This is a genomic window from Mangrovivirga halotolerans (genome assembly GCF_026241165.1).
In the GTDB taxonomy this organism is placed as follows: domain Bacteria; phylum Bacteroidota; class Bacteroidia; order Cytophagales; family Cyclobacteriaceae; genus Mangrovivirga; species Mangrovivirga halotolerans.
In genome coordinates, this window is record NZ_JAPFQN010000004.1 from 211,183 (window position 1) to 225,129 (window position 13,947).

Consider the following 13,947-nt stretch of genomic DNA (forward strand, 5'->3'; position numbering starts at 1 on the left):
TTATTAGTCGTCGTTAGATATTATAACACAGTAAATTAAAGATTTATGGAATTAACTGACATATTAATATATTTATCATATGGGTTGATCGGAATTGCCACTGTTTCAGTGATCATTCTACCTTTGATCAACTCATTAAGTGACCCAAAATCTTTGCTTAAAGTTGGTGCTGGTCTTTTGGCTCTAGTTGTTTTATTCTTCATTGGATACAGCATGTCAGAAGCTACATCTTATGCAAAGTTTCCTGGACTAGGTGCAGGAATGTCCAAGTCTGTTAGTGCATTATTGATTATGACTTACATATTGATTGTAGGCGGACTTGTAGGTATTTTCGTATCAATGATTGCTAAGTTAATTAGATAATTAATTTATGGCTAGAAGTAAAAACAGAGGTAATCAGGAAGTAAATGCAGGGTCAATGGCGGATATCGCCTTCCTTCTGCTTATTTTCTTCCTGGTTACTACTCAGATAAATTCAGATAAGGGGTTGCAAATTAAGTTGCCACCACCTTTGGATCCGACTCAGCCGCCACCAGATATCAAAATGAAAGATAGAAATATCTTCAAAATTCTGATCAACTCGAATGATCAGTTGCTGGTTGAGGATGAGCCTTTAAATGATCCGTATGCGTTGAGAGATATGGTGCATGAATTTATAACGAATAATGGTGTCGATCCTAAACAATCTGATAGCCCACAAGATGCTGTGGTTTCTATCAAAGCGGACAGGGGTACCAGTTATGAATTATTTATTCAGGTACTAGATAACGCTCAGGGAGCTTACTACAAAGCAAGAGGTGGAGTTCTTGGTATATCCGGTGAGGAATATCTTGGACTTGATGCCAAAAAACCTGATGAGGAAAAAATGATCGATAGAGCTAAAGATGCCTATCCGATGAGAATTTCAATTGCTGAACCGAATAAGTTAGGAGGTCAATAATGTCAAAGTTTAAAAAGAAAAGTCAATCCAGTCAGGATATACCAACGGCCGCTTTGCCAGATATTATCTTCATGCTTCTATTCTTCTTTATGGTGACGACTGTGATCAGAGAAGATGAGATTTTGGTTGAGCAAAGCTTACCAGCTGCTGAAGATATCACTAAGCTGGAAAGAAAATCGCTTGTTTCTTATCTCTACGTAGGGCAACCGAAAGAAGCCAAGTTTGGTACTGAGCCATTAGTTCAGGCTAATGATGCATTTATCAGAATGGACGAGCTTATCCTTTGGGTTACTCAGGAAAGAGATAAACTCGACGAAGTAGACAAAAATCAAATGACAGTATCTTTAAAAGTTGATAAAGATACTAAAATGGGTATCGTCTCGGACGTACAGCAAGAACTTCGTGAAGCAAATGCTTTGAAGATCATGTATAATACGCCACAGTTAGTAAAAGACGATATTTAATCCCACTGTGCAAAATATATATATGGCCTCTCTGATCTCAGAGAGGCTTTTTTTTATTATTAATAACTAAAAGTTTAGTTTAATTGCTGTATATTTTATAACTTAATTCTTAGTTAAACAACTAAAGTATTAATAATAAATGTAATTATATGGCACGAAATAGACAGCAACAAGAAGTAAATGCAGGTTCTATGGCGGATATAGCCTTCTTACTTCTAATTTTTTTCCTGGTTACAACCCAGATAAATTCAGATAAAGGACTACAAATAAAGCTTCCGCCAAAAGCTGATGAACAAGATAAAACTCAAATCGATATACCCGATCGAAATCTTTTTAAGATACTAATCAATTCAAATGATCAGCTTTTAGTGGAAGACGAAATTCTTAACGATCCGAATTTACTTAAGGGTTTGGTTTATGAATTTATCAATAACAATGGAGAGAATTCTGAACTATCAGATAGTCCGCTAGAAGGAGTTGTGTCTATTAAAACTGATAGAGGAACGAGTTATGATTTATTCATAAAAGTCCTGGATCAGGTTCAGGGTGCTTATTATAAATCCAGAGGTAGCCTATTTGGCCTTAGTGCAACTGAATACCTGAATCTAGATCCTAAAAATCCTAAGCAAAAGGCTAAGATCGATAAGGCTAAAGAATCTTTTCCGATGAGAATCTCTATTGCTGAACCAAATAAAATAGGAGGGTGATATGTCAAAATTTAGAAAAAGAAATAAGGCCAAACAAGAAATCCCAACTGCTGCTTTACCCGATATAATTTTTATGCTACTGTTTTTTTTCATGGTTACAACGGTGATCAGGCAGGATAAGCTATTAGTTGAGCAAAAGCTACCAGATGCAAAAGACATTACAAAACTTGAGAGGAAATCGTTGGTTTCTCATTTATATGTAGGAAAACCCAAAGAAGAAAAATTTGGACAAGAGCCTCTGGTTCAAGCTAATGATGCGTTTGTAAGAATGGATGAATTAGTTCTTTGGGTGACCAGGGAAAGAGATAAACTCGACGAAATTGATAAAAATGCGATGACAATCTCTTTAAAGGTCGATCAGGAAACAAAAATGGGTATAGTTTCTGATGTACAACAGGAATTACGAGAAGCCAATGCTTTAAAGATCATGTATAATACTCCCCAACTTATTGAAAAGGAATAGTAAGTTGGTAATTATCCCGGCTTTCAAGTTGCTCCTGCCGGGATAATTATAATTGATATTAAATGTGTGACATAACTGTTAAGTATTTAATATCCTTTTGAGGAATTACAATGTCTTTCTTTATCTTGCGCGAGAATATATTTTTTATTTATGGAGCAGGTTTTAGATAAGGGAACTCATAAATTAAACGATAAGAAAATAATTAACGGGTGGTCTTTTTTTGATTGGGCTAATTCAGTTTACTCATTAGTGATCACTTCTACAATATTTCCAATATACTTCACTTCAGCAACGAGGGCATTTTACGAAGGGGATAAGATTCCTTTTTTTGGTCTCCAAATAGAGAATTCGGTTTTATATTCCTACGCGTTATCTGCCAGTTTCCTGATCATCGCAGTGATGTTACCCTTGTTATCCGGGATTGCAGATAATAGTGGTAAGAAGATCCAGTTTATGAAGTTTTTCACATATCTGGGATCATTATCCTGCGCAGGTTTGTTTTTCTTTAATGGCAGTAATGTCGAATATGGAATCATACTTACAGTATTGGCTGGAATAGGCTACAGTGGAGGATTGGTGTTTTACGATGCCTATCTTCCGGAGATAGTTACAGAAGACCGAATTGATAAGGTCAGCGCACGGGGATATTCTTATGGTTATGCAGGCTCTGTAATTTTGCTCGTCCTTAATTTGTTTATGATTCAATCTCCTGATACATTTTTTCTTTCGGATGATGATCAGGCAGCACGGTTCAGTTTTCTTCTTGTCGGCATATGGTGGGCAGGGTTTGCTCAAATAAGTTTTAACAGGCTCCCTGAAAACCCCTATAACAGGAAAGTAACTACTAAGGTATTAGCTAGCGGATATAAAGAAATAAGAAAAGTATTCAGGTCTCTCAGGCACTTGCCATTAATGAAAAAGTTTCTTTTGTCCTTTTTCCTTTATAATATGGGAGTGCAGACCACCATGTACCTTGCCGCTACTTTTGGGGAAAAAGAGCTTAAGTTCGAAGGTGATTTTCTTATCCTTACTGTATTAGTTATTCAACTTGTAGCGATCATTGGTGCTATATTTTTTGCTTATCTCGCTACTAAAAAAGGGAATAAGTTTTCACTTGTGATTATGTTGATCATGTGGATAGCAATTTGCTTTGGAGCATATTTTACCTACACTAAGATTCAATTTATAACCATAGCTTTCTTTGTTGGGCTGGTTATGGGTGGAATCCAGAGTTTATCGCGGGCAACTTTTGCTAAAATGATACCTGAAAAAACAATTGATCACGCAGGGTATTTTAGTTTTTATGATGTGACTTTTAATATTTCTATTGTGATCGGAACTTTCGGCTGGGGACTCGTCGAACAATTTACCCGTAACATGAGAAATTCGGTGATCTGGTTGACTATCCTATTCATCTTAGGATTAATTACCCTTATTACTATTCCTTTGTCTAAAGCTTTCAAAATACAGGAAGTGCCCGAGGATTAGATTGGTATAAAGAATAAATCACGTTTTTAGTTTTATAAGATCTTAACGGGTTTCTATTGTTTATGGAAACATATATAAAATAAAAAAGGCAAGCTAATTGATCAGCCTGCCTTTTTTATTATTAATATTATTTCTTTTAGGCTTCTGTATTTTCGTCAGAAGTCTCACCTTTAGTTTCTTTTATATATTCGTTAACCAGGTCACCCAGGACATTTAAAGGAACTGCTCCGCTAGTTAGTACTACTTCATGAAATTCTCTAATGTCGAATTTATCGCCTAGTTCATCCATTGCTTTTTGTCTTAACTTCAGAATCTCAAGCATTCCTATCTTATAGGCTGTAGCCTGAGAAGGCAGTACAATATGTCGATCAACCATTCTTACGCATTCTCTTTCACTACCTGAAGTATTTGTCATGTAGTAATCAATCCCTTCTTCTCTGGTCCACTTTTTCGAATGAATACCTGTGTCAACTACAAGTCTGCATGCTCTCCAAAGCTCCATAGCAAGACGACCATAGTCTGAATATGGATTTTCGTAAAGTCCCATTTCTTTTGGGATAAACTCGCTATAAAGTCCCCATCCTTCAACATAAGCAGTGTAGCCGCCAAATTTTCTGAATTTTGGAATGCCAGTTAATTCCTGTGCAATAGTACGGTCCATGTGGTGGCCAGGGATTCCTTCATGGTAAGCCAGTGCTTCCATTTCAAACTTTGGCATATTACGGCTGTCAGCAAGGTTTGCATAATATGTGCCCGGTCTTGATCCGTCAGGAGCAGGTGCCTGGTAAAATGCTTTGCCTGCTGAGTTTTCTCTGAACTTCTCTACTCGTTTAACCTGAATTCTTGCTTTTGGTGTAGTGATGAAAAGCTCATCCAGTCTGCTTTCCATATTGTCAATGATCGATTTGGCACTGTCCATATAATCTTCTTTACCTTCATCGGTATTAGGATAGTAAAATTGATCATCTGTTTTCAGGAAGGTGAAGAATTCTTGTAATGTACCATCAAACCCAACTTCTTTCATGATCTCTTTCATTTCACCATGAATTCTCTGCACTTCGTCAAGACCGATCTGGTGAATTTCTTCAGCCGTTAAATCTGTAGTTGTCGTTCTTTTTAAAGCAACATTATAATATTTATCTCCTCCAGGCCATTTCCAGATGCCATCAAGAGTATTTGCTCTTTCTTCTTGTGATTTTAAGAAAGTAAGTAAGCTTGCATAAGCAGGTTGTACGGAATTGAGCAATTCTTCTTTTGCCTTGTTGATGAAATCATTTTTTATTTCTTCAGGTAAGCCAAGGGCATTAATTTTTTTTGTGAAGTCTGCTAATAATGTACTCGGTTCTCCATCAGTAAAAGGAACCCCTTTTATAATATTTTCTGATCCTTCTATAACGTGATCAAAAACGAATTTAGGAGGTATGATTCCTTTATCTTCTCTAATCCTCAGGTTTTCAATGAGTTGATCAAAAAGAGGCTTAACACCTTTTAACCTTGAGATATAAGCTGCTGCATCACTTGAGTCAGTAACCTGATGAATGTTTATCAGCATGGCTGGTACTTGTGAATGCAAACCGTACATTTGATTCACCGGGTAATTGTGAAATCTCCATCTGAAATCTTCAATCTCATTTTCCCTGTCTTCTTTAAACAACTCGTAACTGATTTTGGTTTGCTTATCCAGTAATTCAGGATTGATTGAGTCTTTTAAATATTGCAGCTCCTTTTTGGCGATTTCCAATTCTTTTTTGGCATTTTCATCAGAGATATCATCCCATTTTCCATAATCCTTTTTTATACCGAGATAACTTTGGTACATCGGACTTCTGTCTACGGCTGCATCAAATACTGAATCAAAGAAGTGATTAGCCTTTTGTGATTCAGCTTTAATATCAGCTTCAGTATAAGTTTGGGCTTCAGTCGTGTCTTTTTCATTGCCACAGCTTGTTAAAAGCAAAGCAAATAAAGACACAATGAATCCATAATTTAATAGCTTCATTGTAATTGAGTTTACATTAATAATATGACAAATAACCCTACTAATTTAATGATAGTAATATTCCCTGAAAAGCAGGATCAAAAGATTTATATGAAGGGCAATTCTTTAATTTTAATGGGTTAAACTATCTGAGGATATAATAGTGATATAAGAATAAAAGCAGTAGTAAGGTAAATAACAGTTACCGGAAGTCCGACCTTGAAGAAATCTTTAAATTGATATCCACCCGGACCAAAAATTATCAGGTGTGTCTGGTAACTGATCGGAGTGAGGAAAGCGCATGATGCCGAAAAAGCTATTCCAAGATAAAATGGCATCCCTGATACACCAAGCTGTTGACTGACCTCGAAGGCAATAGGGAAAGCGATTGAAACTGCAGCGGCATTAAACACCACATTAGTTAGTATTACGCATGCAATCATTAAACCTGCAAGAATAGCTAAGTTGCCATAATCGATCAGATTTTCGATCATGAAATTAGCTATTATGTTGCCAGCACCTGAATTAAAAACAGCTTCACCCAGGGCAATACTCATGACAAGGATTGCAACCATATTCAGGTCTAATTCACGTTTAACGTCCTGAAGTGTAAGCATATTAGTTCCTACCAATATCGAGAAAATTACCAGAAGAGAAGTAAACAACGAGGTTTGACCATAGATCAATAACCCTGCTATCAAAACACCAATTATTCCCAGAACATAGTATTTCTTTTTATCGCTTTGTACCACTTCTCTGGTTGAAGATATTATAAACAGATCTCTGTATAATTCAACTCTTTCCTTAAAATCTTTACCACTAAACAAGAGCAGCACATCTCCTGCCTGAAGAGGTATATCACCGATTTTACCACTTAGCTTTTGTCCTTGTCGGTGAATTGCGACAACTGCAGCATCATACCGGTTTCTGAAACTGGCTTCTTTTACAGTCTTACCAACCATACTACTGTAGTTACTTACTACACATTCGGTAACTTCTATTTCATCTTCAACAGAATATAGGTCCTCCTGTGGTAGCTTAAGTCCATTATTACTTTTTGCCAGTTCAATAATATGATCAGTATTTCCGGCAAAAATGAGTACATCCCCACTAAGAATTACTTCTTCGGGTTCAACGGGGGAGATCTTCTGGTTTTCTCTGATTATTTCCACCAGGAAAACCCCTTTCATATTTCTTAATCCAGCATTTTTGATGCTTTTACCCAGGTATTCAGAATTTTTCTTAACCTTGGTTTCAATCAGGTATTCTCTTTGCTTTTCTTTAAAGCTGTCGATCAGGTCCTTATAATTTGGTAATAACTTACTGGCAAAGAATGTCAAAAATAAAATACCAATGACAGTGATAATAGTTCCAATGATTAACAGATCTGTCGATTTGATTAAAGGCTCATTATTCTTCTGTAAAAACCCGATCAAAAGAAGGGTGGTAGAAGTACCAATAATAGTAATCATACCGCCCATGATCGTGGCAAATGACATTGGGATCAATAGTTTTGATGGGGCTATCTTATGTCGTTTTCCCCATTTGATAACGTATGGAGTCATTAAAGCTACAACTGGTGTATTATTAATGAAGCTGGAAAGAAATGCCACCTGGAACATCATCCTGGAGATAAAAGTGCGATAGGAAATCCCATCGCGAAACATTCCCTTGAATATAAGTTCGATATTGAAATTTTTCCTGATGCCGGTGGTGATTAATATAAGTAGAATTATGCTGGCGATCTTGTCATTGGATAGCCCCTTGATTACTGTCGGACCGGAAATGATACCTGTTATTACAAAAAATATTATAGTATAAGCAAAACTGACTACGGGACGCAACCAGTTTTTATAAATAGCAATAAACATAAATACTATTGCCAGAAATACTATATAGGGTTGATAGGGTAACGGTATCATTGTTAACGTTTATACACTTCTTTTTCCGGCAACAAAAGTATGCAGAACTTTTGTATTTGGTATTTCTTCGGTCATTATTTTTCAAATCAACTTTGTTAAAATCGCTAATGTAAATTGATTAACCAAATCGATAATTGGTTTTCTTAGCTTTCGTGAATGGACCTTAGTTTTCATATTTATTTTTCACAGGGTTTATAAAAATACCGAAGGTTGGGTATTGTGCTGAGGAATGCTGCTTTATAAATTATAAACCTATCCTGCATATTGGATGATACACCTTCAGGTTCAATTACAGGAATAATAAGCGCAATCAGCGTTGAAAATCAACCAACTATGAATCTCAAATGTGATAATTATGGCTACTCACGAAATTGAATTAAAAACCTCTATTGCATCTATTAATGTTGGATCACCTGGGGTTTCAGGTGAATTAATTGCCAATAATCTCGAAGTATATAACGGGAAAATGGGAGTAATTATTCCAAATGATTTTCCTGTTGAAATCCCTGGTGGTGTTATCAATGTGGGTGATACGCTTGTAGTTCGTCTTGTTAATGACCTACCGGTTCCAGTAGTTACCGGGATTCACTGGCATGGAATTGAGTTGCAAAATAATGCAGATGGCACTCAGGTTACTCAAAATCCGATTCCTGCAGGCAATATACAGATGTTAGGAGGGGTTGGGCCTTTTGTTGGAGGAACTCATCTTTATAAATTTAAGGTCACTCGTCCCGGGATATTCTGGTTTCATCCACACCATTTTCATTCAACCAATCGGGTCTTCAAAGGGTTGTATGGCATGCTCGTAGTCACCGATCCCAATGAATCTGCCCTTATTCCAGGGACCATTCCAGATGCTTCTAACACGGAACAGGTAATTTTAAGTGATATAACTGTATGCGGTGCGCCCGGTGGAAGCCCTACTAATAATCCAGGTTATGATTTGTCTCTGCCCTGGGCGGGGCCCGGAGGTGTTCTTCCACCTCAAGCAGGGTTTTCTCCGGAACAACTGTGTGAAATTAGGCCAGTTGATGAAGAGGGGAGTTCAATAGGTGTGGTCCCATTTAATGCGGGTGAAGTTCCTAATCTGCAACGACCAACAGGCAAAATAAACGAAGGAATTACTGTGTTGACCAATGGGGCTAACGTTGGGCCAAGAGGGGGGACACCCGATTCACCGGATCCGATTGATCCATCGATTGTTACAATGATAGATGTACAACCCGGACAGGGATTACGATTACAATTGGCAAATTGTTCGATAGGAAGATATTTCAGACTACGTTTGACTACGAATGATGGAACACAAATTAACCTTGTTCGAATAGGAGGAGAAGGTGGGATATTAGATCATGCCGTGTTAGAGGGAGGGATTATAGATGGTTTCGATACAAAATATAGCCCTGGGGAAATTTTGCTGGCTCCAGGAGAACGCGCTGACGTTGTAGCTGCTATCCCAGATGATGGAACCACCGATTTAACAATGTGGACTCTTGATTTTGAAAGATTTCCCGGAGCTCCAGTTTCTCCAGTAGTGCAAGGACCGTATTCCTTTATCCCAACTGTACCTGTTTTACATTTAAATGTTACCGGTGCTTCGGTAGCTCCGGCTTTTACAATTACCGGAACACCAAATGGAATTGGAGGTACTCCATTAAGAGCTTCAACGGGTGACCTTGTAGATGAACTTACTATAACCACTCCGGATACCTTTCTCGATCCTGCTGGTTTTTCTCCACCAAAAGAGGGGAGAGATGAAGCTGTGATCTGGCTGAGTCCAGGCTCAGGTATTAATTCGTTAAGTGGAGAGTTTTCAGGAGATCCCTACACCAGCATACCGCATATCAGTTCATCAAGATATGTTAAGGAAGGTGATATGCTGGAATTAACAGTTTCCAATGGAACTGGTGCACATCATCCTTTTCACCTGCATGGTTTTTCCTTTCAGCCTAAATCTATTACTGGACCTTCAGGGACCTTCACCTATGATTATAATGAATTCAGAGATACGCTGGATGTTCCCAGTGAACATTCACTTATATTTAGAGTGAAGATTGAAGACGACCGGCCTTTTGCTGATGATTCAACAACTCACAGGGGAGGTTCCCTAGGACGCTGGCTTTTTCATTGCCATATATTTTTTCATGCTCACCGAGGAATGATTAGTGAGCTGGTTGTTACTGATAAGGATGGCTCGGGAGATGAAAAACCTTATATTAGTGTTTATGGATCCTGGGCTTATGCCCCTAGTGGGATGATTGCCGAAAGACGCGGGTGGTATTTCTTGCGTGATGGAGATACCCTTGGATCTATTGTTGCTCACTTGCAAGATGGTACTCCAATCGGGGATATATCAATCGATACTACTACAAAAAAATGGTTTTGGCAATCCCATACCCCGCCTGATCCTGCTTTACCTGATCAGATTAATTATGTGTATGTGACCATTACGGGAACCTCTGGACGAAAAGACCAGGCTGTGTTCAGACTTCAAATTGGAGGAGTTGATGAAGGCTCTGACATTGGTGACCCCCATATCAAGACTTTAGATGGAACTAAATACGACTTTCAGGCTGTAGGTGAATTTATTCTTCTAGCCGATCGGGATGGAATGATGATTCAGTCTCGCCAAACTCCTGTGGCAACAGCCAAGCCAATTACTCACCCATATTCAGGACTTACTTCTTGCGTGAGCGTGAACACAGCTGTCGCTGCCCGGGTAGGATCTCATTATATTTCATATCAGCCAAACGAAAAAGAAGAAGGAGTTCTCGATTTTTATGTTGATGGAAAATTAACTGAATTAACTCTTCAGGAATTCAAACTTGATAACAATACAATTAAAGGTATTAGCATCAATGGAAAGATGACATTACGGGTTGACTTTTCTAATCATGCCGTTTTGATAGTGACCCCACGGTTTTGGAATAGTAAAAAGATTCATTACCTAAATATAAGTGTTTATCATACTCATGGTGATGAGGGGATAATGGGGAAAATTCCGGAAGGCCATTGGTTACCTAAATTAAAAAGCGGAGCCCGGCTAGGTCGAAAACCGAGAGATCTGCAAGAACGGTATATCCAACTTTATCAAACCTTCGCCGATTCCTGGAGAGTTAAAGAGAAAAATAGTCTATTTACTTATGAGAAAGGTAAATCCACAAGTGATTATACTGATAAAGATTGGCCCGCATTTCAACCTCCTTGTGAATTGAAAAAGAAATTTGAGATACCAGGTTCTTCAATACTTCCGGAAATTCCTGAAGATGATGCTAAAGTTATTTGTGAGAAAGTTACTGAAGTGGATTTGTTTGCTAATTGTGTTTTGGATGTGTCTACCACCGGTGATGAAACTTTTGCAGACGGTTATTTGACCGAACAAAGAATCAGGCAAAAAGCAACCTCGATCATGGTCGTTGAAGGTAAAGAAAAAGATAAATTCGTTGTTACTGCAATTGTAAAACCATTGAGCAAAAGTGGTGAAAGACCAGATGGGAATGTAGTGTTTACTCTTAATGGATCAGATTTAGTAGATCCTGTATCTGTAGACGCAGAGGGTAAAGCTAGTTTACAGATTGATGATTATAATAAAGGAGACAAAATTGGTGCAAGATACGAAGGTGGTGATGACCTGGGTCTTTCTTCAAGTAGTAGTTCCGAAATTATTATATCTCGTGAACCTGAAAGGAAAGAAGATGAAGGTAAAATTAAATATTGGTGGTATCTGTTACTGATTATATTACTGATTATAATTGTGATGTTTTTTATATTTATTTAAGCAATCAGAATTATTTAACATATAGATTAATTAATATAAAAAAGCCGGACATAGGATGTGCCCGGCTTTTTTTGGTTTAAAAGTTCTTTCATTCTCTCCCGTAAACTTGTTTTCCTCCTATAAATGTTTGAAGAATTTTTGTTTGTGGAATCTCTTCTTCCGGAACATTCATGATATCCTTTTCAAGGACAATAAAATCTGCGAATTTGCCAGTTTCAAGTGATCCTTTCTTTTCTTCTTCAAAATTGGCTTTAGCAGCCCAGATAGTCATTCCTCTGAGTGTTTCTTCTCGTGAAAGAGCATTTTCAGTCTGGAAACCTTCATCAGGATATCCTTTCAGGTCTTTTCTGGCCACTGCTGCATAAAATCCATATAGTGGATTGATATCTTCTACAGGGAAATCACTGCCCAGCGCTACATATCCGGTTTGATCTAACAATTCTTTGAAGATATAAGCATCTTTAATTCTTTCCTCCCCAAGTCGGTCATCAGCCCAGTACATATCTGAAGTTGCATGAGTAGGTTGCACAGACGGTATGATATTGTATTCCCCAAATGTTGAAACATCTTTATCGTTTACGATCTGAGCGTGTTCAATTCTCCATCTTTTGTTATTACCCGGTTTGAGGTATTTAGCATAGATATTTAAAAGCACCCTGTTTGAAGAATCACCAATACAATGAGTATTCATCTGAAAACCATGCTGGGCCATTTCCTGAGCCGTTTTATCAAAATATTCCGGATTTTGAAGGAGAAACCCTGTTTGTTCTGGTTTGTCTGCATAAGGCTCAATTAAACAGGCACCGCGGCTACCAAGAGCTCCGTCAGAGTATATCTTGAAAGAAGTAACAGTCAGGTAATCGGTGAAATAAGGGCCATTGGCGAAATAATGTTCTTTATTTTCAGGTGTCGGGTTCAGCATCGCATAAATACGCATTTTTAACTCGCCAGATTGATGCATTTCATCCATTAGATCGATAGTGGATTTATCCAATCCGGCATCAACCACAGTAGTGAGGCCTACTTCAAAACAGTTTTTTTGAGCTTGTAAAAGTGCTTGTCTTTGTTGTTCAGGGGTAGCATCCGGGATGTGTCTGTTTATAAGATCCATGGCATTATCAACAAAAATCCCTTGAATACCTTCTTCATCAATAAGGATATCACCTCCATCAACCTTTATATCTGTATTAGCGGGAGTCAGGTCAGCCTGTGAAATTGCTGCTGTGTTTACCCATGCTGCGTGGCCATCAATTCTGATTAGATAAACAGGGACATCGGGAAATAAACTGTCCAGGTCTCTTCGTGAAGGAAATTCTTTTTCAACCCAATCATTTTGATCCCATCCACGACCAACTATCCATGGAGTATTAGGGTATTTTTGCCTGTGGACAGCTAGCCTGTCAATAATTTCCTCTTTTGAAGTTGTATTAGTAAGATCCGCATTGACCAGACCAAGACCATATCTGAAGAAATGAGCATGACCATCGATCAGTCCTGGTACTACAGATTTTCCTTGCAGGTCGATCGTACTATCTGATTCGAATTTTTTAAGAATGCTAGCACTACTTCCGGTTTCAATTATCTTACCATCTTTTACTGCAAATGCTTCCACTGTTGAAAATGAAGAGTCTACGGTATAGACGACAGCATTATGGATGATCAGGTCTGCTTTTTGAGGTGTGTCACACGACCAGAGCATGCTCAAAAAAGAAATAAAAATAGTTGAATAGAGTTTTATATATTTATTTCGCATTAGAAAAATGTAGGTTAATGATTAAGCTTAATTTACCAGAGTACAATATAAAAACTAAAAGGGAAAGTGGGAAAGAGTTTATCTGGGATATTGTCCGGAAAAAATTTCTTGTCCTGACTCCGGAGGAATATGTTCGTCAAAATTTCCTCAGGTACCTGATCCATGATCTCAAGTATCCTTCATCACTCATTAATATTGAAGGAGGTTTAAAAGTGAATGTCCGTCAGAAGAGATCAGATATTTTGGTTTATTTGGGAGGCCAGCCTTTTATGTTGATTGAATGCAAAGCTCCGGAAGTGAAGATTTCCAAAGAGGTTTTTGAGCAAGCAACTATGTATAACAAAACTATTAAAGCAAAGTATCTAATGTTGACGAATGGGTTGATGCATCTATGTTTTAAATCGGTAGATGGCCATTACGAGCCCCACAAAGGTTTTCCGGAGTACAAATAAAA

Annotated in this window: 11 protein-coding genes; 8 read left to right on the top strand and 3 right to left on the bottom strand. The window is 37.9% G+C overall.

Annotated elements, in window-relative coordinates:
- The first annotated feature begins 45 nt into the window (after positions 1-45).
- From OO013_RS07510 to OO013_RS07535, 6 genes are all read left to right on the top strand, one after another.
- The gene (locus tag OO013_RS07510; protein WP_266056108.1) at positions 46-363 is read left to right on the top strand and encodes a hypothetical protein; all 318 of its coding nucleotides are present in this window, start codon (positions 46-48) and stop codon (positions 361-363) included.
- 7 nt (positions 364-370) lie between these two features.
- Complete coding sequence (locus OO013_RS07515; protein WP_266056109.1) at positions 371-940, top strand: ExbD/TolR family protein; 570 nt, start codon at positions 371-373, stop codon at positions 938-940.
- The gene (locus OO013_RS07520) at positions 940-1,404 is read left to right on the top strand and encodes an ExbD/TolR family protein (protein ID WP_266056110.1); all 465 of its coding nucleotides are present in this window, start codon (positions 940-942) and stop codon (positions 1,402-1,404) included. Before OO013_RS07515 ends, OO013_RS07520 begins: the two co-directional genes overlap by 1 nt.
- Positions 1,405-1,553: 149 nt before the next feature.
- Positions 1,554-2,111: an ExbD/TolR family protein gene (locus tag OO013_RS07525; protein ID WP_266056111.1), complete on the top strand. Its 558-nt coding sequence runs from the start codon at positions 1,554-1,556 to the stop codon at positions 2,109-2,111.
- A gap of 1 nt (position 2,112) precedes the next feature.
- Positions 2,113-2,574 carry an ExbD/TolR family protein gene (locus OO013_RS07530; protein ID WP_266056112.1) on the top strand — a complete coding sequence of 154 codons (462 nt, stop codon included), beginning with the start codon at positions 2,113-2,115 and terminating at the stop codon, positions 2,572-2,574.
- A 150-nt stretch (positions 2,575-2,724) separates the two neighbouring features.
- Positions 2,725-4,062, top strand: coding sequence for an MFS transporter (locus tag OO013_RS07535; protein ID WP_266056113.1), 1,338 nt, complete (start codon positions 2,725-2,727; stop codon positions 4,060-4,062).
- A 136-nt stretch (positions 4,063-4,198) separates the two neighbouring features.
- Here OO013_RS07535 and OO013_RS07540 read toward each other — a convergent pair whose 3' ends face one another.
- Both OO013_RS07540 and OO013_RS07545 read right to left on the bottom strand, forming a co-directional pair.
- Positions 4,199-6,061, bottom strand: coding sequence for a DUF885 domain-containing protein (locus tag OO013_RS07540; RefSeq protein WP_266056114.1), 1,863 nt, complete (start codon positions 6,059-6,061; stop codon positions 4,199-4,201).
- 119 nt (positions 6,062-6,180) lie between these two features.
- Positions 6,181-7,962 (bottom strand): SLC13 family permease, encoded by a 1,782-nt coding sequence (locus OO013_RS07545; RefSeq protein ID WP_266056115.1) that lies wholly within the window; start codon positions 7,960-7,962, stop codon positions 6,181-6,183.
- Positions 7,963-8,317: 355 nt separating this feature from the next.
- On the opposite strand from OO013_RS07545, the gene OO013_RS07550 reads away from it, so the two are divergent.
- Positions 8,318-11,740 carry a multicopper oxidase domain-containing protein gene (locus OO013_RS07550; RefSeq protein WP_266056116.1) on the top strand — a complete coding sequence of 1,141 codons (3,423 nt, stop codon included), beginning with the start codon at positions 8,318-8,320 and terminating at the stop codon, positions 11,738-11,740.
- A gap of 88 nt (positions 11,741-11,828) precedes the next feature.
- Here the strand turns inward: OO013_RS07550 and OO013_RS07555 are convergent, their stop codons facing one another.
- On the bottom strand, positions 11,829-13,493 hold the full coding sequence (locus OO013_RS07555) for an amidohydrolase (protein ID WP_266056117.1): 1,665 nt from the start codon (positions 13,491-13,493) through the stop codon (positions 11,829-11,831).
- A 17-nt stretch (positions 13,494-13,510) separates the two neighbouring features.
- Here OO013_RS07555 and OO013_RS07560 point away from each other — a divergent pair, with 17 nt between their 5' ends.
- Positions 13,511-13,945: a type I restriction enzyme HsdR N-terminal domain-containing protein gene (locus OO013_RS07560; RefSeq protein ID WP_266056118.1), complete on the top strand. Its 435-nt coding sequence runs from the start codon at positions 13,511-13,513 to the stop codon at positions 13,943-13,945.
- Positions 13,946-13,947 lie beyond the last annotated feature (2 nt).

Bases quoted from the DNA above. Each gene is read 5' to 3' on its own strand.
- OO013_RS07530 (WP_266056112.1), top strand. From the start codon at position 2,113: ATGTCAAAATTTAGAAAAAGAAATAAGGCCAAACAAGAAATCCCAACT.
- OO013_RS07545 (WP_266056115.1), bottom strand. From the start codon at position 7,962: ATGATACCGTTACCCTATCAACCCTATATAGTATTTCTGGCAATAGTA.
- OO013_RS07510 (WP_266056108.1), top strand. From the start codon at position 46: ATGGAATTAACTGACATATTAATATATTTATCATATGGGTTGATCGGA.
- OO013_RS07535 (WP_266056113.1), top strand. From the start codon at position 2,725: ATGGAGCAGGTTTTAGATAAGGGAACTCATAAATTAAACGATAAGAAA.
- OO013_RS07555 (WP_266056117.1), bottom strand. From the start codon at position 13,493: ATGCGAAATAAATATATAAAACTCTATTCAACTATTTTTATTTCTTTT.
- OO013_RS07515 (WP_266056109.1), top strand. From the start codon at position 371: ATGGCTAGAAGTAAAAACAGAGGTAATCAGGAAGTAAATGCAGGGTCA.
- OO013_RS07520 (WP_266056110.1), top strand. From the start codon at position 940: ATGTCAAAGTTTAAAAAGAAAAGTCAATCCAGTCAGGATATACCAACG.
- OO013_RS07550 (WP_266056116.1), top strand. From the start codon at position 8,318: ATGGCTACTCACGAAATTGAATTAAAAACCTCTATTGCATCTATTAAT.
- OO013_RS07540 (WP_266056114.1), bottom strand. From the start codon at position 6,061: ATGAAGCTATTAAATTATGGATTCATTGTGTCTTTATTTGCTTTGCTT.
- OO013_RS07525 (WP_266056111.1), top strand. From the start codon at position 1,554: ATGGCACGAAATAGACAGCAACAAGAAGTAAATGCAGGTTCTATGGCG.
- OO013_RS07560 (WP_266056118.1), top strand. From the start codon at position 13,511: ATGATTAAGCTTAATTTACCAGAGTACAATATAAAAACTAAAAGGGAA.